The following is an 18,979-nucleotide window of genomic DNA, read 5'->3' as shown; positions in this document are numbered from 1 at the left end:
TGGGAACGGCTTCGAGCGGGCAGGGCTCGTCCGTGGGGCGCAGGGTGGGGGAATGCGGCATATCCGACAATTTCGCGGCTGTATTCGACATGGCGCGACTTGATGCTAGAATCGCGCCACTCGCATCATGCAGGCCGGCGGCATGGCGGAATATCTCGGCAACAATCTGAAACTTCTCTGCGGGCATTACCGCTCTATTGCGGAGGTTTGCCGCAAGCTGGGCATCAATCGCGCGCAGTTCAACAAGTACCTCAGTGGCCAGAGCCGACCGACGCCCTACAACCTCAAGCGCATCTGCGATTTCTTCGGTGTCGAGGACTACGAGCTCGGCCTGCCGCCCGAGCCGTTCGCTCGCCTCCTGGGCACTCGCCCCGCCGGCCAGGCTGGCGACACCCGCAGCGACCCGCTGCTGGAACTGCTGGCACCCTTGCGAGATCAGTCGGGCAACCTGTCGCGCTACTGCGGCTATTACTTCGAATACTCCAATTGCATGTCGGTGCCGGGCACCATCCTCCTGTCGCTGGTGCACTTGTGGGAGGAGGACGGAAATTTCCTCTTCGAGCGCCAGGAACGCCAGGAGCGCTCCACCAACACCGTCGTACAAGCCGAAGACTGGGTGCGCTGCCGCTATCTGGGCGCGGCTTTCCAGTTGCAGGACCGGCTGTTCCTGATGGACTACGAATCGCTCACCTTGAACGAGATGAGCCAGACCATCCTCATCCCCAGCTACAAGAGCCGCATCACCCGTCTCAACGGCCTGAAGACCGGCGTCTCCAGCGGCGACCGGCGCAACCCCGCCTGCACCCGCGTGGTCTGGGAATTCCTCGGCCCGGAGATCAACCGCGTCGCCGCTTACCGTCAGGTGAAGCTCTACCGCCCCGACGACCCGCGCATCGACGATGACGTGCGCCAGCGCCTGGATGTGGCGCCGCTCAAGAACGGGTTGTTCGAGATCGAGTGAAGGGTTGGGCAGGCCTGCGGCCTGCATCGCGAATAAATTCGCCCCCACAGAAAAGGCAGCTCCTACACTGTGGGGGCGACTTCAGTCGCGAAAGGGCCGCGCAGCGGCCCACGGCTCAACGCCTGAGCCCTTCCAGCGATTGGCGCTGCAGCCCCTCCCCATCGAAGTTATCCACAGACAGCCAGCGCTCGAAGGCCTCGCGGCATTTGGGCCACTCGCCGTCGATGATGGAAAACCATGCGGTGTCCCGGTTCTGGCCCTTGACGATCATGTGCTGGCGGAACAGCCCTTCATAGCTGAAGCCCAGGCGTTCGGCGGCGCGCATGGAGCGGGCGTTGTTGGCGTTGCACTTCCATTCCAGGCGGCGGTAGCCGAGGTCGTCGAAGGCGTGGCGGGCGAGCAGCCAGACCGCTTCGGTCGAGCCCGGTGTGCGCTGCATGGCCTTGCCGAAGGCGATATGGCCGATCTCGATCACGCCGTCCTTCGGCGTGATACGCAGGTAGCTGAGCACGCCTACGGCACGCCCGCTGGCCAGATCGACCACCGTGTAGAAGAGCGGATCGCGGCTGGCGGCATTGCCGGCAAGCCAGGTATCGAAGGGCTCGCGGCCGGCGAAGGGGCCATAAGGCAAGTAATCCCAGAGCGCCGGGTCGGGGCCTTGCAGGCCTGCCCAGAGATCATCGCCATGGCGAGCGGTATCCAGTGCTTCCAGGCGGACGAAGCGGCCGGTCAGCGGGGAGTGGTCGGGAGCGGGGCAGGGTTGCCAGTGGCTCAGGTCCTGATTGCTCATGGTGCTCTCCGGTCAGAGGATCTTGCGGTACTGGACGAAGCCGGAACGGTCGGCGATGCGGTCATAGAGCTGCATGGCGTCGGTGTTGGTTTCGTGGGTCAACCAGTGCACTCGCGAGATACCGGCGGTGCGTGCCTGTGTATAAACATGCTCGATCAGCTGGCGGCCGATGCCGCCGCCGCGCAGGCCTTCGGCCACATAGAGGTCCTGCAGGTAGCAGTAGTCACCGGTGGTCCAGCAACTGCGGTGGTAGATGAAATGCACCATGCCCACCGCCTTGCCGTCCTGCCAGGCCAGGGCCGCATGCATGGGTTCGGCCGGATCGAGGAAGCGCTGCCAGGTGACGGCAGTGGTCTCGGCGGGGATTTCTGTCTTGTAGAAGCGCTGGTAGCTCTGCCAGAGCGGCAGCCAGGCAGCGTGGTCGGCGGCACTGAGCGGGCGGATTTCAAGCGACATTGGGTTCCTTCCTGTGGTGGGTCAGTCGATCAGGGCCATGCGCGCGGCCAGTTCAGGGTCACGCGGGTTGGATGAGGCATTCAGGCCGTCGCGAACGCCGGCCTGGTCAGCCGCGGAGCGGTTCTGGCCGAGCTTCCACTTGCCTTCCAGGCGGCGGATGGGCAGGGCGAAGCCGACGATGGCGCGGAGCATGCTGTCGAGGTAGTCGCGCGGCGCGTCGCTCACCGCCCAGGGTTGCGGGCGGGCGGATTCATGACGTTCGCTGAGGCGGCTGACCAGTTGCAGCAGGCGCTCGGGATCGTCGAAGACTTCCGCCTGGCCCCAGGCATGCACGGCGATGTAGTTCCAGGTGGGCACGACCTTGCCGTGCTCCGCCTTGGCCGGGTACCAGGTGGGCGTGACGTAGGCGTCCGGGCCGGAAAACACCACCAGCGCCTCGGCGCCCTCGGCGAGCTCACGCCAGTGCGGATTGGCGCGGGCGAAGTGGCCGTAGAGCGTGCCGAACTCGCCTTCGCCGGTTTCCAGTAGCAGTGGCAGGTGGCTGGCCATCAGGCCCTTGTTCCCGGCACTGGTGAGCACGGCGAGACCGGTGGCCCGCATCTGTGCATGGAGCTCGGCGAGGTCATCCTGGCGGAAGCTGGAGGGGACGTACATGAGGGCTTCTCCTGGCGGAATGTCTTCATGCTAGGCAGGATATTGGTCTGTTGTAAGAGCCATTAACCGCCAATTCGATAGAGCCAATCGAGGCCCAACATGCCTGATATGCCACCGTTGCCCGTCGACCTTTCCGGCATCCGCCTGGACCCGTCCCAGGGGCTTTCGCGCCAGCTCTACCAAGCCCTGCGCGAGCGCATCCTCGATGGCCGCCTGGGCAGCCGCACGCGCTTGCCGGCGACGCGCGACCTGGCGGCGTTGCTCGGTGTCTCGCGCAATACCGTGACGCGTGCCTTCGACCAGCTCTACGCCGAGGGATACGTGGAAGGGCGCGTAGGCGATGGCACCTATGTGGCAGAGTTATCCACAGCGCGGCCGGTGCCTCCACCTGTGCCCGTCGGCCCAGCACCGGGTCCGGCGCTGGAGCGGCTGACCAGCCATCACTTGCCGCTCCCGGTGACGGGCGCACCACGGGCGTTCCGCATTGGCGTGCCGGCCTTCGACCTGTTTCCCTTCGAGACCTGGGCACGGCTGCAGGCGCGTTTCTGGCGCAAGCCTTCGCCGGCGCGCCTGGGCTATGGCGACCCGGCGGGGGACTGGGGCCTGCGCGAGCTGATTGCCGCGTACCTGCGCAGCAGCCGTGGGCTGTCCTGCGATCCGGCACAAGTGGTGATCACCTGTGGCGCCCAGCAGGCCATCAGCCTCTGCGCCCAGTTACTGGTGGAGCCCGGCGACCGGGTGGCCATCGAGAACCCAGGCTATCGTGCGGCTGGCCATGCGTTTGCCGTGGCGGGCGCCGAGCTGTGCGGCGTGCCTGTGGATAACGACGGTCTGGACTGTGCCGCGCTGGCAGCGGTGGATAACTGCCGGCTGGTCTATGTCACCCCGTCGCACCAGTACCCAACGGGCGTGACCTTGTCCCTGGCGCGGCGCCTGGAGCTGCTGGACTGGGCCGAGCGCCGTGATGGCTGGATAGTCGAGGACGACTACGACGGCGAATACCGCTACAGCGGAATTCCCCTGGCGCCCCTCGCCGCGCTGGATCGCCAGGGACGGGTGATCTACGTCGGCACCTTCTGCAAGATCACCTTCCCCGCACTGCGCCTGGGCTACATGGTGCTGCCTCCCGCGCTGGCCGAATCCTTCGCCCGGCGCCGCGCGCTGGACATGCGCCATTCGGAAATCGGCACCCAGGCGGTGATGGCTGAGTTCATTGCCGCCGGCCACTTCCAGCGGCATGTGCGCCGCATGCGCCTGGCGGCCCGCGCGCGCCGTGATGCGTTGCTGCGCGATTGGCCCGAATCCATTCCCGGCTGCGCGCCCATGCCGCCGGTGGATGCCGGCCTGCACCTGTGCGTGCGGGTGGACAGCCTGGCCCGCGAGCGGGAGCTGGTGAATAGCGCACGAGCGGCTGGGGTGGAGCTGAATGGCCTGAGCGAATACTGGTTGGAGAACAGCGTGGAGCCTGTGGATAACCGCGCCGGGCTGGTGCTGGGCTTTGCCGCCGTGCCGGAAGCGCAGATCGCCGAGGCGATCAGTACGCTCAGGAAAGCCTGGAATTTGTAGGAGCGAGCTTGCTCGCGAAGCTTTCTGCCAGGCCCATTCGCGAGCAGAGCTCGCTCCTACAGGGCTACGCGCCGATCTTGCGCACATCTTGTGGGGGCGAATTCATTCGCCAAGGGCGGTCCCAGAGGTAGAGGGGTGACTCTCGGACAGCTCGCGCGCTCCGTTTCAACTCTGCTGGTGGATATGTAGGAGCGAGCTTGCTCGCGAAGCTTTGTCGGGACACATGGGTAACGGTTTTGTCCGTCATTCGCGAGCAGAGCTCGCTCCTACGAGAGCGCAGGCCTGACGCCGCCAGCGGAGCACTTTTCCACAGGCAAAAAAAAGGATGGCTGGCGCCATCCTCGAAGGATGAAGGGGCGAGGCCCCTCCTGGTGAGTTCGTTTGCCTGATCAGGCCTTCAGCGGCACGAGGCGCGGGGCGATCATGTTTTCCGGGCGGAGGATGTCGGCCAGCATGGACTCGTCCAGCAGCTTCTCCTCACGCACCAGTTCCAGCACGCCGCGGCCACTTTCCAGGGCTTCCTTGGCGATGCGGGTGGCGTTCTCGTAACCGATGTACGGGTTCAGCGCGGTGATCAGGCCGATGGAGTTCTCCATCAGGCGGCGGCAATGCTCGACGTTGGCGGTGATGCCGACGATGCAGTGCTCGCGCAGCATGTCCATGGCGCGCTGCAGCAGGCGGATCGAGTCGAAGATCTTGTAGGCGATCAGCGGCTCCATCACGTTCAGCTGCAGCTGGCCGCCTTCGGCTGCCAGGGTCAGGGCCAGGTCGTTGCCGATGACTTCGAAGGCCACCTGGTTGACCGCTTCCGGGATAACCGGGTTGACCTTGCCCGGCATGATCGAGCTGCCCGGCTGGCGCGCCGGCAGGTTGATCTCGTTGATGCCGGTACGCGGGCCGCTGGAGAGCAGGCGCAGGTCATTGCAGATCTTCGACAGCTTGACCGCGGTGCGCTTGAGCATGCCGGAGAACAGCACGAAGGCGCCCATGTCGGAGGTGGCTTCGATCAGGTCGGCGGCCGGTTTCAGCGGCTGGCCGCTGATGGCGGCGAGGCGCTCGACGGCGAGGTGCTGGTAGCCGGGGTCGGCGTTGATGCCGGTGCCGATGGCGGTACCGCCCAGGTTCACTTCAGTGAGCAGTTCCGGCGCCAGGCGACGCAGGCGGTCGAGGTCTTCGCCCAGGGTGGTGGCGAAGGCATGGAATTCCTGGCCGAGGGTCATCGGTACCGCGTCCTGCAGCTGGGTACGGCCCATCTTCAGTACGTCGGCGAACTCGGCACCCTTGGCGGCGAAAGCCTGGATCAGGCTGTCGAGGCTGGCCAGCAGGGCGTCGTGGCCCAGCAGCAGGCCGAGGCGGATGGCGGTGGGGTAGGCGTCGTTGGTCGACTGCGCCATGTTCACGTCGTTGTTCGGGTGCAGGTACTTGTACTCACCCTTCTGCTTGCCCATGGCCTCGAGGGCGATGTTGGCGATCACCTCGTTGGCGTTCATGTTGGTGGAAGTACCGGCACCACCCTGGATCATGTCCACCACGAACTGGTCGTGGAAGTCACCGCGGATCAGGCGAGCACAGGCTTCGCTGATGGCAGCGTGCTTGTCGGCGCTGAGGTGGCCGAGTTCCTTGTTCGCATCGGCGGCAGCCTGCTTGACCATGGCCAGGGCTACGACCAGCTTCGGGTAGTGCGACAGCGGTACACCGGACAGGCGGAAGTTGTGAACCGCGCGCAGGGTCTGGATGCCGTAGTAGGCCTCGGAGGAAACTTCGAGGGTGCCGAGCAGGTCTTTTTCGATGCGGAAGGATGCAGCGGAGGACATGATGCAATTCATCTCTGGGGGAACACGGCCAGTGCCGCGATGCCCAATAAGCTAGGCCTCAGGCCATTTGTCGGCCAATGCTGTTATTCGCTGGGTCATGCACAATCGGCATAATGTCCGCGTGACGCGGGTTCGGCCACGAACGTGTGCACCAAAATCGAGCATCTCGGAATCTGACGATGAACCTGGAAACCAAATGGCTGGAAGACTTCGTCGCCCTGGCCAACACCCGCAGTTTTTCCCAGGCCGCCGAGCGGCGCTTCGTCACCCAGCCGGCTTTCAGCCGGCGTATCCGCAGCCTGGAGGCGGCGCTGGGGCTGACGCTGGTCAACCGCTCGCGCACCCCCATCGAACTGACCGAATCCGGGCAGCTGTTCCTGGTCACCGCGCGCAGCATGGTGGACCAACTGGGTGAGGTAGTGCGTCACCTGCATCACCTGGAAGGCCAGCAGGGCGAGGTGCTGCAGTTCGCCGCCGCGCACTCCCTGGCGCTGGGCTTTTTCCCGCAGTGGATCGCCCGGCTGCGGGCGGACGGGCTGAACATCGCCAGCCGCCTGATCGCCACCAACGTCGGTGAGGCCGTGCATTCGCTGCGTGAAGGCGGCTGCGACTTGATCCTGGCCTTCTACGACCCGGACGCGGCGCTGCAGATGGACCCGGAAATCTTCCCCTCGATGAACCTGGGACGAACCGAAATGCTGCCGGTCTGCGCGGTGGACGCGAGCGGCAAGCCGCTCTTCGAGTTGGACAGCGGCCAGAGCGTGCCGCTGCTGGCCTATAGCGCCGGTGCCTTCCTCGGCCGCTCGGTGAACATCCTTCTGCGCCAGCGCGCATTGCGTTCGACCACGGTGTATGAAACCGCCATGGCCGACAGCCTGAAGAGCATGGCGCTGCAAGGGTTGGGGGTGGCCTGGGTGCCGCGTTTCAGCGCCCAGGCCGAGCTGGCCCGTGGTGACCTGGTGATCTGCGGCGGCAGCCAGTGGCACGTGCCGCTGGAAATCCGCCTGTACCGCTGTGCCCTGGTGCGCAAGGCGGCGATCCGCCTGCTGTGGCGCAAGTTGGAAGGTGGGGTGGGCGGGGAGGCATGATGGCCGCCCGGCACGATCAGTTGTACTCGATGACGTAGGTGAGTGAGGCGTCCGCGGGGCCCGAGGTAACCGGTGTGCCGTCGCTGACGTACCTGGCCACGATGGGCAGGCTGTGGATCACTCCTCGTTCATGGAGTCGGTCCTTGGGGACGGTCAGGGCCCTGCTCTGGTCGAACGGCAGTTTCCTGTTGTTGGTGTCCTCCAAGGAAATCTGGACGCCAGTTGCCGCCACTTGCGATGTAGCTATTTTCAGCAAGCCATCGCCGTTGTTGTCGCCCTGGAAGTAGACCTTGACGGACAGGGTCGGCGCCTCTTCGGGTTTGGCGGTCTCGCACAAGATGTCCAGGTTGAAGTTGTAGGGGGTAGTGGTGTCGTTACGGATATCGGCGGGCTCGGTTTCACCCAGGGGAACATCGATGACGGGAATGATTGGCGTGCAACTGGAATAGTAGGGGACGTTGTTGATGGTTAGCTGTGTCGTGCCAGAGATTTTCTGGGCCGGCCATCTGTCGAGGACTAGTTCTATGTCCAGATCGAGGGTTGCCGTGAGCGAATTACCTCCCACGATGTGCCCCGTACGGATCACTTCGACCGTGAGCGCTCTGTAGTTGAGTAAATATGTGAAACCGCCGCCCTTATTGTTGATGTAAGGGAATTCGTAGCGATTAGGGTGTATGAAAAATCTCAGGCCAAGGCCGTCTATTCCGCTTTTGTAGATCTTGTTTCCAATTTGTTCCAACTGCTTTCCAGGGGCAAAATCGATACTCCAACCCTCATCAAGTTTGCTATCGGCGCAAAAAACGTGGCTGTTTGGGACTTTTGAAAATTCGATTGTGGCCTGACCAATGACAGCACCGATATGCCCTTCCGAAAGTGTGACGTCGAGATTCTTGGTGGCGATGCTGTTGTATTTTGTTTTCCGGCCAATGTCATTCCAAATGCAGACAGCAGCTTCTACTTTCTGGATTGAAGATACAGACAGCAATAATAGGGCCGCCGACATCACCTTCAGGTGCTTGTCCCGAATATTCTGGCGGTAGCTTGAGGTTTCAGACGTATTGAAAGTTTTGCTGCTCTCAAGCTTTCTTGCTAGCGCGGGAAAAATTGAATGCAGGGATTTAATCATCAACCCCATGCAGATTGATTGCGGGCTTGAATGACGCTCTCTCATTTTGAGGCCTCGAAAATATTTCCAGAATTACTTCTGCACGGGTTGATCAGTGCATGGGCAATGACGGAGAAATATTTTACTGGAAGCGAAGTGCAGACTTTGGTAGTTCAAAAAGTGGGGTAATGCTGAGAGCTACGTAGGAAATATCGTTGCTATAAACGATCAAGCGCGAATCGAAACGGTGTCAGGAAGAGGGCGGCAATGCCGCCCGTTCCCGCTTGATAGGTAATGGGGCTAGACCTCGACGACGATCCGCCCTTCGATCTTTCCAGCGCGCATCTGTTCGAAGATGCCGTTGATGTTGTCCAGCTTGTCGCGGTGGATGGTGGCTTTCACCAGGCCTTCACCCGCGAAGTCCAGGGCTTCCTGCAGGTCGGCGCGGGTGCCGACGATGGAGCCGGTGATGCTGATGGCCTTCAGCACCACGTCGAAGATCGGCGTCGGGAAGTCGCCTGGTGGCAGGCCCACCAGGGCTACGGTGCCGCCGCGTCGGGCCATGCCGATGCCCTGGCCGAAGGCACTGTTGGAGACGGCGGTGACCAGCACGCCGTGGGCGCCGCCGATGTCCCGCTGGATCACCTCGGCAGGGTTCTCGTCGAGTGCATTGATGGTCAGGCTGGCGCCGAGCTTGCGCGCCAGTTCGAGCTTGGTGTCATCCACATCCACGGCAGCGACGTGCAGCCCCATGGCGCGGGCGTACTGGACCGCCACATGGCCGAGCCCGCCAATACCGGAAATCGCCACCCATTGGCCGGGCCGCGCACCCGTGACCTTCAGGCCCTTGTAGACGGTGACGCCGGCGCAAAGAATGGGCGCGATTTCGGCGAATTCGACGTTTTTTGGCAGGATTCCGACGAAATTAGGATCGGCCAGCACATATTCGGCGTAGCCACCGTTCACCGAGTAGCCGGTGTTCTGCTGGCTTTCACAGAGGGTTTCCCAGCCGGTCAGGCAGTGCTCGCAGCAGCCACAGGCGGTGTAGAGCCAGGGCACGCCGACGCGGTCGCCCTCTTTGACGCGGATGACCCCTGTGCCCACCGCTGCGACATAGCCCACGCCTTCGTGGCCGGGGATGAAAGGCAGACTCGGTTTCACCGGCCAGTCGCCTTCGGCGGCGTGCAGGTCGGTGTGACATACGCCCGAGGCTTCGATCTTCACCAGGATTTGCCCGGGGCCGGGCAGGGGAACCTTCACTTCCTCGATCCGTAGCGGTTCGCCAAAGGCGTGGACAACCGCAGCTTTCATGGTCTGGTTCATGGCATGCACCTCCTTGGAAGAGACCTCCGATTCTGCGCCGCTACCTCTTGCGAGCATTGCGCTGGAGCAAGGTTTAGCCGCGTTCGGGCTCTCCGGCTTCGGCTCTGGACGAGTGGTAAGGGCAAATGCACGCCAGACGTGGCTTTGCGTTATACTGCGCGGCCTTCGGCCGGCAGCGCGTCCCGCTGTCCGGCCCCACATTGCAGACAAGCCACGCCATTGCGTGGCTTGTTGTTTTTTGGTCGCGCCAACTGGCGCACTTTGATGAGGCACGACGATGAGCGCACTGGTAGGCGTGATCATGGGCTCCAAGTCCGATTGGAGCACCCTCAGCCACACCACCGACATGCTGGAAAAGCTGGGCATTCCCTATGAAGTGAAGGTGGTTTCCGCCCACCGCACTCCGGACCTGCTGTTCCAGTACGCCGAAGAAGCCGAAGGCCGTGGCATCGAGGTGATCATCGCCGGTGCCGGCGGTGCCGCCCACCTGCCGGGCATGTGCGCGGCCAAGACCCACCTGCCGGTGCTTGGCGTGCCGGTGCAGTCGTCCATGCTCTCGGGCGTCGACTCCCTGCTGTCCATCGTGCAGATGCCCGCCGGCATCCCGGTCGCCACCCTGGCCATCGGCAAGGCCGGTGCGATCAACGCGGCCCTGCTGGCTGCGAGCATCCTCGGTGGCAAGTACCCGAAATACCACGTGGCGCTGAAGGACTTCCGCCGCGAGCAGACCGACATGGTCCTGGACAACCCGGACCCGCGTGAGGCCTGAGTCATGAAGATCGGCGTAATCGGTGGCGGCCAGCTGGGTCGCATGATGGCCCTGGCGGGCACCCCGCTGGGCATGAACTTCGCCTTCCTCGACCCCGCACCGGATGCCTGCGCCCAGGCTCTCGGCGAGCACATCCGCGCCGACTACGGCGACCAGGACCACCTGCGCCAGCTGGCCGATGAAGTGGATCTGGTGACCTTCGAGTTCGAGAGCGTGCCGGCTGAGACCGTGGCCTTCCTCTCGCAGTTCGTGCCGGTCTACCCGAGCGCCGAAGCCCTGCGCATCGCCCGCGATCGCTGGTTCGAGAAATCGATGTTCAAGGACCTCGGCATCCCGACTCCCGAGTTCGCCGATATCCAGTCCCAGGCCGATCTCGACGCCGCAGCCGCCAGCATCGGCCTGCCTGCCGTACTCAAGACCCGCACCCTGGGATACGACGGCAAGGGCCAGAAGGTCCTGCGCAAGCCGGAAGACGTGACTGGCGCCTTCGCTGAACTGGGCAGCGTGCCCTGCATCCTCGAAGGTTTCGTGCCCTTCACCGGCGAAGTGTCGCTGGTGGCGGTGCGCGCTCGCGATGGCGAAACCCGCTTCTACCCGCTGGTGCACAACACCCACGAGAACGGCATCCTGCGCCTGTCCATCGCCAGTACCGACCACCCGCTGCAAGCCCTGGCCGAAGACTACGTCGGTCGCGTGCTGACCAAGCTGGACTATGTCGGCGTGCTGGCCTTCGAGTTCTTCGAGGTGGACGGCGGCCTGAAGGCCAACGAGATCGCCCCGCGCGTGCACAACTCCGGCCACTGGACCATCGAAGGCGCCGAGTGCAGCCAGTTCGAGAACCACCTGCGAGCTGTCGCCGGCCTGCCGCTGGGCTCGACCGCCAAGCTGGGCGAAAGCGCGATGCTCAACTTCATCGGCGAAGTGCCGGCTGTGGATAAGGCTGTTTCTATCGCCGACTGCCACCTGCATCACTACGGCAAGGCCTTCAAGGCCGGCCGCAAGGTGGGCCACGCCACCCTGCGCTGCGCGGACCGCGCCACCCTCGATCGCCAGATCGCGGCGGTGGAAGCGCTGATCGTCAAGTCCTGACGTCCATCCGGCCGCCCCGTTGGGGCGGTCGATGGCAAGCATTCTCAGGTGCATCTAGGCTCAGGCATGCCTCAACTACCTTCGGAGGGCATGACATGGGCATCATCGGGACCATCATCATCGGGCTGATCGTTGGCCTGATTGCACGCTTCATCAAACCTGGCGACGACGCCATGGGGTGGATTATGACCATCCTGCTTGGTATCGGCGGTTCGCTGCTGGCGACCTACGGTGGCCAGGCTGTTGGCATCTACCAGGCCGGGCAAGTAGCGGGCTTCATCGGCGCGGTGATTGGCGCGGTGGTGCTGCTGGTGATTTACGGTCTGGTGCGTAAGAGCTAGTCCTGCATTCGATGGGGCTGGGAACCGCTTTCCCGCGCAGTTAGTCTTAGCGCCTGATGTTCCCGCCCCATGCGTTGAAGAGTCCCCCCATGCGCCGTCTCGCCTGCCTATTGCTGCTGTTCTGCTGCACCCTCGCCCATGCCGAACTTCCCGAAACCGACTGGCTCGAATTGATGCCGCCTGAGGACCGCAAGGCGCTGGAAGAGATGCCGGATATCAGCCACGACAGCCCCGAGGCCGATGGCAACTTCGACCAGAAGGGCGGTCTCAAGCAGCAGAAGGATCTGCCGGCTGTGATGTACTCCGCCAAGACGGTGGCCGCGCTGAATGGCAAGACGATCCATATCGGCGGCTATCCCGTGCCCCTGGAAAGCGATGCCAAGGGCCGCAGCACGCTGTTCTTCCTGGTGCCTTACCCCGGCGCCTGCATCCACGTCCCACCGCCGCCGCCCAACCAGATCGTGCTGGTGCGCTACCCCAAGGGCATCCAGCTCGACGACATCTACGCGCCCATCTGGGTCGACGGCACGCTGAAGGTCGAGAAGGTCAGCAACGACCTGGCTGACGCCGCCTATGCCATGGACGCCGGTAGCGTGCGATTGGTGGAAGAGAGCGATCTGTAGGTCGACGAGGCTGCATTCGCAGGCCCTCATAAGGTGTTGCAAGTAGCTGCATTAACCGTAGGAGCTGGCTTGCCAGCGAATGGTCCTTTTTCGCTAGCAAGCTAGCTCCTACAAAGCTCCTGGACCGCAGACATCGCCAATGAATTCGCCCCCACAGGGTCACAGCGGCAGGCTGGCGATGTCTCATCAGGTGGTGCAAGTAGCTGCATTGCCCGTAGGAGCTGGCTTGCCAGCGAATGGCCCTTTTTCGCTAGCAAGCTAGCTCCTACAAGGCTCCTGGACCGCAGACATCGCCAATGAATTCGCCCCCACAGGGTTACAGCGGCAGGCTGGCGATGTCTCATTAGGTGTTGCAAGTAGCTGCATTGCCTGTAGGAGCTGGCTTGCCAGCGAATGGCCCTTTTTCGCTAGCAAGCTAGCTCCTACAAGGGCTCCTGGACCGCAGACATCGCCAATGAATTCGCCCCCACAGGGTTACAGCGGCAGGCTGGCGATGTCTCATCGGGTGGTGCAAGTAGCTGCATTGCCCGTAGGAGCTGGCTTGCCAGCGAATGGTCCTTTTTCGCTAGCAAGCTAGCTCCTACAAGGCTCCTGGACCGCAGACATCGCCAATGAATTCGCCCCACAGGGGTTACAGCGGCAGGCTGGCGATGCGGACCGTCATCTTCTGCTCTTCGCCGGGCTTGAGCACCACGCAGTCGTTCATCACCCGCGCGGTCTCGATGCAGAGCATTCCTGGCCAGGCGTCGTCAGCGAATTGCGAGAGGCGCCGGGCCTTGTCGGTCCAGGGATTCCACACCACGGCGGAGGCCGAGTTCTCCACGTCCAGCTGGATGCGGCGTTTCCAGGCGCGGTCGAGAATGGCCATGCGGCTCGGCGTTTCCAGGTAGATGCGGTCGGTTTCGCCGGTGAAGGCGATGTTTCCGTCCTGCTGGCGCAATTGCCAGTTCTCCAGCGTCTCGATGTAGCGGCAACCGCCCAGGCCTTCGACTTCCACCTCGCGGACGTCGCTGACGGCGAAATAGCTGTGCAGCGCCTGGCTCAAGGCCAGCGGAGCGTCATCCGTATTGCGGCTGGAAAGCGTCAGCTGCAGCTGCTCATCGAGCACGATGGAAAGCTTGAGTTCTGCGGCGTGGGGCCAGCCAGGCAGGGGCTCGGCGCGGGTATCCAGGGCGAACTCCAGGCGCACAGCAGGACCGTCGCTGTCGATGCCCAGCAGTTGCCAGTCGCGTTCGCGCACCAGGCCGTGGGCCGGGCAGATCGGGCCGCCCTCGTGCATGCCCTGGACCTCGGCCGGGTTGCGGCGCAGGTCACCAAACCAGGGCCAGCACACCGGTACGCCACCACGCACGGCCTGACCTTTACTGTAAGCCGCCTCGCCGCTCAACCAGATCACGGGCTCCTCGCCATGGGGCTGGTAGCTCAGTACCTGGGCGCCTTGCTGGGCCACCAGGAGTTCGGCATGACGGGTATGTACCCGCCAGCAGACCAGTTCATCCACCTCCAGCTGTTCCACGGTGGGCAGGGTTTCGTCGTACATCGCAATCTCCGCTTGCTGTGCTGTCGGGGGCCGGGCGCCACCTGCTATTCCGAATAGCTTGGCAGAGGCGGCAAGGGCTTTCCCGTCATTCGACCAGAAGTAGCCTGTTCAGGTTGCGAATGACCTTATTTTGACGAGTCATGATTTTGCGCTAGCAAGTAATGGGTCCATTTGTCGGCATTTTGACATGGGTGGTCAGAGACCCCGGACGGCAAGGGCTGAGGCATTGCGTCGCTAAGGTCTTCATTTATGAGCGGTCCTCCCCCAGAAGCGGGGAAAGCCGGCACGTTGGTGCTGAAAAGGGCCGTCGGAGCCGCACCTAGACTCTGCTTACCCGCTCGCAAGTGGAGCCGATGCCATGCGCAAGCTACTGATAATTATTCCCATTTTTTCTTCTCTGGCGATGCTGCTGGGCTTTTGGGCGCGACCCGAACCCGTGCCGGTGCAACTGGTGGAAGTGACCAAGGGCGAAGTGGAGACCCTGGTGGCCAATACCCGGGCGGGGACGGTGAAGGCGTGCCGGCGTGCGCATCTGTCGTTCAAGACCGGTGGGCAGGTCAGCGAGTTGCTGATCCATGCCGGGCAGCGCGTGCAGGCCGGCGACGTGCTGATGCGCCTGCGCCAGGATGACTTGCTGGCACGGGTGGACGAGGCCCGTGCGCGGCTCGATGCCCAGCGCAACCTGCGTGAGCAGAGCTGCCGCCAGGCCAGCCAGGACCAGCGTGACCAGCATCGGCTCGAACGCCTGGCCGAGCGCAAGCTGGCCTCCGAGGACCTGCTGGACCAGAGCGTCACTCGCGCCCGGCTTTCCCAACTGCTGTGCAGTGGCGGCGAGGCGAAAATCCGCGAAGCCGCGGCCAGTCTCGACCTGCAGCTGGCGCAGCTCGACCAGGCCACCCTGCGCGCGCCGTTCGCCGGCATCGTCGCGGAGATCAACGGCGAACTGGGCGAGGTGGTGACGCCCTCGCCGCCGGGCATCCCGACCCCACCGGCGGTGGACCTGATCGATGACCAGTGCCTCTACGTCGAAGCGCCCATCGACGAAGTGGACGCTGCCCTGGTGCGGCCGGGCATGCCGGTGCGCATCACCCTGGATGCCTTCCGTGGGCAGAGTTTCGAGGGTCGGGTGACGCGGATCGCACCGTTCGTCCGTGAGCTGGAAAAGCAGGCGCGCACAGTGGATGTGGAAGTCGCCTTCGCGCGGGTGCCGGCGGACCTGTTGTTGCTCAGCGGTTACAGCGCCGATGTGGAAATCCTCCTGGCGCAGCGTGAGCAGACCCTGCGGGTGCCAACGGAAAGCCTGCTAGAGGGCGGCAAGGTGCTGCGCTACGACCCCAGCAACGGACACTTGCGCGAGCAGAAGGTGGAGATCGGCCTCGCCAACTGGCGCTGGAGTGAAGTGAAAAACGGCCTGGCACCCGGCGACCGCATCCTGCCCAGTCTGCAGCAGGAAGGCCTGGCCGATGGCAGCGTGGTCAGCCCGAGCGGCGATGTCGGGGAGGCCGCGCAGTGATCCTCATGCATGAGGTCAGCCGCTGCTTTCAGTTGGGCGAACAACGCGTGCGCGGCCTTGACCAGCTGAACCTGGAAGTGGCCGACGGCGAGTACCTGGCGATTACCGGCGCTTCCGGATCGGGCAAATCGACCCTGCTGAATATCCTCGGACTGCTGGACGCACCGGACAGCGGTGAATTCTGGTTGGACGAGGAAGCCACCGCCTGCCTGCGCGAGGATCGTCGAGCGGCGCTGCGCAGCCGGCTGATCGGCTTCGTCTTCCAGTCCTTCCACCTGATCCCGCGCCTGACGGCCCTGGAGAACATCGAGTTGCCGATGCTCCTGGCCGGAATCGAGCCTTGTGAGCGTCGTCGCCGCAGTCTCCAACTGGCCGAGCGCCTGGGCCTGTCCGAGCGCTTGCGCCATCACCCGGCCGAACTGTCGGGCGGCCAGCGCCAGCGGGTGGCGATTGCCCGTGCCATGGTGATGCGCCCACGCCTCTTGCTCGCCGATGAGCCCACCGGGAATCTCGACAGCCAGTCCGGCGCCGAAGTGGTGGCCCTGCTGGAGGAGCTGAATGCCGACGGCCTGACCCTGATCCTGGTGACCCACGACGCCCAGCACGCCGCCCGCGCCCATCGCCAGATCCAGATGCGTGACGGCTGCATCCTCAGCGACCGGCACCAGGGAGCGCCCGCCTGATGGACCCGCTGGACGCCTGCCGATTCTGGCTGGGCGCCATGCGCGGCCACGGCTCGCGCAGTGTCATGTTGTTGCTGGCAATGGCGGTGGGCGTCTTCTTCGTGACCTTGCTGGGTGGGCTGGGCGAGGGCGCGCGGACTTACGTGCTGGGCGAGTTCTCGCTGCTCGGGCGGGACATCCTCATCGTCCTGCCGGGGCGCAATGAAACCACCGGCGGCATGCCACCCATCACCGGCATGGCACCGCGTCCGCTGACCCAGGCGGATGCTGCCGCCCTGCAGCGCTTGCCGTCGATACGCCAGGTGGCGCCGCTGCATGCCGGGCAACTGGAAGTCAGCCGCGACAACCGCAACCGCGAAGCCCTCACCTTAGGGACCACCCGCGCGTTCTTCGCCATTCGCCAGTTGCGCCTTGCCCAGGGCGTGGCGCTGCCCGAACTGGAGCCGGGGCAAGCTGAGGAGGTCTGTGTGATCGGCAGCCGCCTGCGGACCGCGCTGTTCGGCACTGCGCCGGCGCTGGGTCAGTGGCTGCGGGCGGGCGACCGGCGCTTCCGGGTGATCGGGGTATTGGACGAGCGCGGCGAATCCCTCGGGATGGACTTTTCCGAGGCGCTGATCGTGCCGGTGTCCAGCGCCGAGGCGCTGTTCGACCGGGAAGGATTGTTCCGCGTCTTCGTCGAGGCGCGCGGCCCCAGCTACCTCGAGAGCGCGCGACGCCAGGTGCTGGCGATCCTCACCGAACGTCACCAGGGCGAGGAAGACGTCACCCTGCTCAGCCAGGACTCCATGCTCGCTGCCTTCGACAGCATCCTCAACGGCCTGACCCTGGCACTGGCGGGCATCGCCGCCATCAGCCTGCTGGTCGCCGGCATCCTGATTATGAATGTCACCTGGATTGCGGTCCTGCAGCGAACCGCTGAGATCGGCCTGCTCAAGGCGGTGGGCGCCAGTTCCGACCAGGTGCGTCTGCTGTTCCTCGGCGAAGCGGCCCTGCTCGCGCTGCTGGGCGCCGCAGTGGGGTTGGGGCTTGGCGAGTTGCTGTTGTGGATCGGTCGCCTGGCCACTGACCTGCCGCTGTATGCGCCCTGGTGGGCGCGGCTGGGGGCGCCGTCCCTGGCGCTGGTGGCTGCCCTGCTGTTCGCCTGGCTGCCGGCCAGCCATGCGGCGGCGCAGGTGCCGGTGCAGGCGTTGCGCCCGCAAGGCAGCCACTGATGCGCTGGCGCGATGGACTCGGCCTGTGCAGCTCGTCCCTGTCCTGCCAGCCCCTGCGCAGTCTGCTGACCCTTCTCGGCGTGGCCATCGGCATCGCCGCCGTGGCGCTGCTCACCGCCATGGGGGAGGGCTTGCGCACTCGCGTGCTGGACAGCTTTGCGCAGTTCGGCACGCGGGTCGTCACGGTACGTCCCGGCACCTTGCCCACCGGCGGTATCGGCGGGATTCTCGCCAGCGCCCGGCCCCTCACCATCGCCGACGCGGATGCGCTGGGGCGATTGCCCCATGCCGAAGCCGTGGTGCCGATCATCCAGGGCAACGGCGATATCCAGGCGGCCGGCCGGCAGCGGCGTGTGGATATTCTCGGCACGGGGTCGCAGTTGGCTGATGCCTGGCGGGTGCAGATGGCAGCGGGAAAATTCCTGCCGCCCTCGCGAGATGGCCGCACGCCGCCTTATCTGGTGCTGGGGGCGAAACTGGCGACAGAGCTGTTCGGCAGCGCCGCGCCAGTGGGCCAGCGGGTGAGGGTGGGCGGCATGAGTTTCCGGGTTGTCGGGGTCATGGGGAGCAAGGGCAACCTGCTGGGCTTCGACCTCGATGACATCGCCTACATCCCGGTGGACTGGGCGGAATTCCTGTTCAACCGCGAAGGGCTGGTGAAGATTCACGTGCTGTTCGAGGACAGCACCCCCGCTGAGGCCTTTGCCGAGGATGTGCGCCGCCTGCTGGTGGAGCGCCACGGCCGCGAGGACTTCCGCATGACGTCCCAGGGCGACTTGCTGGGCAGCCTGAATCGCATCCTTGCCACCCTGACCCTGGGCATCGCGGCCCTGGGTGGCGTATCCCTCCTGGTGGGCGCGGTGGGCATCCTCACCATCATGACCACCACAGTCGAGGAGCGAACGGCCGAAATCGGCCTGTTGCGGGCCGTCGGCGCGGCGCCGCGCCAGGTGCTGGCGCTATTCCTCACGGAAGCGACCCTGCTTTCGCTGCTGGGTGGCCTGCTGGGACTGGTGATGGTCTTTCTATTGGTGGGCATGCTGCACTGGGCCGTGCCGGGGCTGCCGTTGAGACTGGACCTGTCGCTGGTGCTGCTGGCGTTGCTGCTGTCGGTGCTGGTAGGGATGGGCGCGGGCCTGGCGCCGGCCCGGCGCGCGGCGCGGCTGCATCCGGTGGACGCGTTGCGGCTGGAATGACGGGAACGTTCCTAATGGAAATCGTCGCCCTCGCGGGGATGTGGCTTTCGTAGGATGGACCACGCTTCACCGGTCCACCATCGGGGTTCGGGTTGACATCGCTGGTGGATGAAAGAGCGCCATCCACCCTACGGTCGAGGTGCAAGGTGGGCTGGGGCTCACCCCGCAGCATTTGTAGGGTGGACCACGCTTCACCGGTCCACCATTCGAGGCCCGGCGTAGCACCGCTGGTGGATGAAAAAAGCGCCATCCACCCT

Annotated in this window: 18 protein-coding genes; 11 read left to right on the top strand and 7 right to left on the bottom strand. The window is 64.5% G+C overall.

What is annotated here, in order from left to right; translation table 11 throughout:
- The first annotated feature begins 142 nt into the window (after window positions 1-142).
- A complete protein-coding gene (locus DM872_RS21735) occupies window positions 143-961 on the top strand; it encodes a helix-turn-helix domain-containing protein (RefSeq protein WP_179061379.1) in 819 nt (272 codons plus the stop codon).
- Window positions 962-1,076: 115 nt separating this feature from the next.
- On the opposite strand, the gene DM872_RS21730 is transcribed toward DM872_RS21735, so the two are convergent.
- From DM872_RS21730 to DM872_RS21720, 3 genes are read right to left on the bottom strand one after another with little or no spacing between them, the layout of a single operon-like run.
- On the bottom strand, window positions 1,077-1,751 hold the full coding sequence (locus DM872_RS21730; RefSeq protein ID WP_179061378.1) for a GNAT family N-acetyltransferase: 675 nt from the start codon (window positions 1,749-1,751) through the stop codon (window positions 1,077-1,079).
- 12 nt (window positions 1,752-1,763) lie between these two features.
- Window positions 1,764-2,207 (bottom strand): GNAT family N-acetyltransferase, encoded by a 444-nt coding sequence (locus DM872_RS21725; protein WP_179061377.1) that lies wholly within the window; start codon window positions 2,205-2,207, stop codon window positions 1,764-1,766.
- A 21-nt stretch (window positions 2,208-2,228) separates the two neighbouring features.
- Window positions 2,229-2,861 carry an FMN-binding negative transcriptional regulator gene (locus DM872_RS21720; protein WP_179061376.1) on the bottom strand — a complete coding sequence of 211 codons (633 nt, stop codon included), beginning with the start codon at window positions 2,859-2,861 and terminating at the stop codon, window positions 2,229-2,231.
- Between the two features lie 99 nt (window positions 2,862-2,960).
- Here DM872_RS21720 and pdxR point away from each other — a divergent pair, with 99 nt between their 5' ends.
- On the top strand, window positions 2,961-4,427 hold the full coding sequence (pdxR, locus tag DM872_RS21715; RefSeq protein WP_179061375.1) for a MocR-like pyridoxine biosynthesis transcription factor PdxR: 1,467 nt from the start codon (window positions 2,961-2,963) through the stop codon (window positions 4,425-4,427).
- 389 nt (window positions 4,428-4,816) lie between these two features.
- Here pdxR and DM872_RS21710 read toward each other — a convergent pair whose 3' ends face one another.
- A complete protein-coding gene (locus DM872_RS21710; protein ID WP_179061374.1) occupies window positions 4,817-6,241 on the bottom strand; it encodes an aspartate ammonia-lyase in 1,425 nt (474 codons plus the stop codon).
- Between the two features lie 179 nt (window positions 6,242-6,420).
- Here DM872_RS21710 and DM872_RS21705 point away from each other — a divergent pair, with 179 nt between their 5' ends.
- On the top strand, window positions 6,421-7,329 hold the full coding sequence (locus tag DM872_RS21705) for a LysR substrate-binding domain-containing protein (protein ID WP_077524407.1): 909 nt from the start codon (window positions 6,421-6,423) through the stop codon (window positions 7,327-7,329).
- Between the two features lie 16 nt (window positions 7,330-7,345).
- On the opposite strand, the gene DM872_RS21700 is transcribed toward DM872_RS21705, so the two are convergent.
- Both DM872_RS21700 and adhP read right to left on the bottom strand, forming a co-directional pair.
- Window positions 7,346-8,455, bottom strand: a complete 1,110-nt coding sequence (locus DM872_RS21700) for a fimbrial protein (protein WP_179061373.1) — start codon at window positions 8,453-8,455, stop codon at window positions 7,346-7,348.
- A gap of 279 nt (window positions 8,456-8,734) precedes the next feature.
- Entirely contained in the window at window positions 8,735-9,757 is a 1,023-nt protein-coding gene (adhP, locus tag DM872_RS21695; RefSeq protein ID WP_179061372.1) for an alcohol dehydrogenase AdhP, read from the bottom strand.
- Window positions 9,758-10,034: 277 nt separating this feature from the next.
- On the opposite strand from adhP, the gene purE reads away from it, so the two are divergent.
- From purE to DM872_RS21675, 4 genes are all read left to right on the top strand, one after another.
- On the top strand, window positions 10,035-10,526 hold the full coding sequence (gene purE / locus DM872_RS21690) for a 5-(carboxyamino)imidazole ribonucleotide mutase (RefSeq protein ID WP_077524410.1): 492 nt from the start codon (window positions 10,035-10,037) through the stop codon (window positions 10,524-10,526).
- Window positions 10,527-10,529: 3 nt separating this feature from the next.
- Complete coding sequence (locus tag DM872_RS21685; protein ID WP_179061371.1) at window positions 10,530-11,615, top strand: 5-(carboxyamino)imidazole ribonucleotide synthase; 1,086 nt, start codon at window positions 10,530-10,532, stop codon at window positions 11,613-11,615.
- A 95-nt stretch (window positions 11,616-11,710) separates the two neighbouring features.
- Window positions 11,711-11,956, top strand: coding sequence for a GlsB/YeaQ/YmgE family stress response membrane protein (locus DM872_RS21680; protein WP_179061370.1), 246 nt, complete (start codon window positions 11,711-11,713; stop codon window positions 11,954-11,956).
- A gap of 89 nt (window positions 11,957-12,045) precedes the next feature.
- Window positions 12,046-12,579, top strand: coding sequence for a DUF3299 domain-containing protein (locus DM872_RS21675; RefSeq protein ID WP_179061369.1), 534 nt, complete (start codon window positions 12,046-12,048; stop codon window positions 12,577-12,579).
- 631 nt (window positions 12,580-13,210) lie between these two features.
- Here the strand turns inward: DM872_RS21675 and DM872_RS21670 are convergent.
- A complete protein-coding gene (locus DM872_RS21670) occupies window positions 13,211-14,119 on the bottom strand; it encodes a D-hexose-6-phosphate mutarotase (protein ID WP_179061368.1) in 909 nt (302 codons plus the stop codon).
- A 358-nt stretch (window positions 14,120-14,477) separates the two neighbouring features.
- Between DM872_RS21670 and DM872_RS21665 the strand changes: the two genes are divergently transcribed.
- Genes DM872_RS21665 through DM872_RS21650 form a run of 4 tightly spaced genes read left to right on the top strand, consistent with a single transcriptional unit; the run spans window position 14,478 to window position 18,722 of the window.
- Complete coding sequence (locus DM872_RS21665) at window positions 14,478-15,632, top strand: efflux RND transporter periplasmic adaptor subunit (protein WP_179061367.1); 1,155 nt, start codon at window positions 14,478-14,480, stop codon at window positions 15,630-15,632.
- Entirely contained in the window at window positions 15,629-16,315 is a 687-nt protein-coding gene (locus tag DM872_RS21660) for an ABC transporter ATP-binding protein (protein ID WP_373273730.1), read from the top strand. The genes DM872_RS21665 and DM872_RS21660 overlap by 4 nt, the downstream gene beginning before the upstream one ends.
- Window positions 16,315-17,526: an ABC transporter permease gene (locus tag DM872_RS21655; RefSeq protein WP_179061366.1), complete on the top strand. Its 1,212-nt coding sequence runs from the start codon at window positions 16,315-16,317 to the stop codon at window positions 17,524-17,526. Before DM872_RS21660 ends, DM872_RS21655 begins: the two co-directional genes overlap by 1 nt.
- Entirely contained in the window at window positions 17,526-18,722 is a 1,197-nt protein-coding gene (locus DM872_RS21650; RefSeq protein ID WP_179061365.1) for an ABC transporter permease, read from the top strand. Before DM872_RS21655 ends, DM872_RS21650 begins: the two co-directional genes overlap by 1 nt.
- Window positions 18,723-18,979 lie beyond the last annotated feature (257 nt).

It is taken from the genome of Pseudomonas taiwanensis, from assembly GCF_013393345.1.
GTDB classification, from domain to species: Bacteria; Pseudomonadota; Gammaproteobacteria; order Pseudomonadales; family Pseudomonadaceae; genus Metapseudomonas; species Metapseudomonas resinovorans_C.
Note: the sequence above shows the minus strand (reverse complement) of the source record. Positions and strands in the feature narration are given on the sequence as shown.

Coding starts and splice junctions, on each gene's coding strand:
- DM872_RS21735 (WP_179061379.1), top strand. CDS start 143: ATGGCGGAATATCTCGGCAACAATCTGAAACTTCTCTGCGGGCATTAC.
- DM872_RS21730 (WP_179061378.1), bottom strand. CDS start 1,751: ATGAGCAATCAGGACCTGAGCCACTGGCAACCCTGCCCCGCTCCCGAC.
- DM872_RS21725 (WP_179061377.1), bottom strand. CDS start 2,207: ATGTCGCTTGAAATCCGCCCGCTCAGTGCCGCCGACCACGCTGCCTGG.
- DM872_RS21720 (WP_179061376.1), bottom strand. CDS start 2,861: ATGTACGTCCCCTCCAGCTTCCGCCAGGATGACCTCGCCGAGCTCCAT.
- pdxR (WP_179061375.1), top strand. CDS start 2,961: ATGCCTGATATGCCACCGTTGCCCGTCGACCTTTCCGGCATCCGCCTG.
- DM872_RS21710 (WP_179061374.1), bottom strand. CDS start 6,241: ATGTCCTCCGCTGCATCCTTCCGCATCGAAAAAGACCTGCTCGGCACC.
- DM872_RS21705 (WP_077524407.1), top strand. CDS start 6,421: ATGAACCTGGAAACCAAATGGCTGGAAGACTTCGTCGCCCTGGCCAAC.
- DM872_RS21700 (WP_179061373.1), bottom strand. CDS start 8,455: ATGATTAAATCCCTGCATTCAATTTTTCCCGCGCTAGCAAGAAAGCTT.
- adhP (WP_179061372.1), bottom strand. CDS start 9,757: ATGAACCAGACCATGAAAGCTGCGGTTGTCCACGCCTTTGGCGAACCG.
- purE (WP_077524410.1), top strand. CDS start 10,035: ATGAGCGCACTGGTAGGCGTGATCATGGGCTCCAAGTCCGATTGGAGC.
- DM872_RS21685 (WP_179061371.1), top strand. CDS start 10,530: ATGAAGATCGGCGTAATCGGTGGCGGCCAGCTGGGTCGCATGATGGCC.
- DM872_RS21680 (WP_179061370.1), top strand. CDS start 11,711: ATGGGCATCATCGGGACCATCATCATCGGGCTGATCGTTGGCCTGATT.
- DM872_RS21675 (WP_179061369.1), top strand. CDS start 12,046: ATGCGCCGTCTCGCCTGCCTATTGCTGCTGTTCTGCTGCACCCTCGCC.
- DM872_RS21670 (WP_179061368.1), bottom strand. CDS start 14,119: ATGTACGACGAAACCCTGCCCACCGTGGAACAGCTGGAGGTGGATGAA.
- DM872_RS21665 (WP_179061367.1), top strand. CDS start 14,478: ATGCGCAAGCTACTGATAATTATTCCCATTTTTTCTTCTCTGGCGATG.
- DM872_RS21655 (WP_179061366.1), top strand. CDS start 16,315: ATGGACCCGCTGGACGCCTGCCGATTCTGGCTGGGCGCCATGCGCGGC.
- DM872_RS21650 (WP_179061365.1), top strand. CDS start 17,526: ATGCGCTGGCGCGATGGACTCGGCCTGTGCAGCTCGTCCCTGTCCTGC.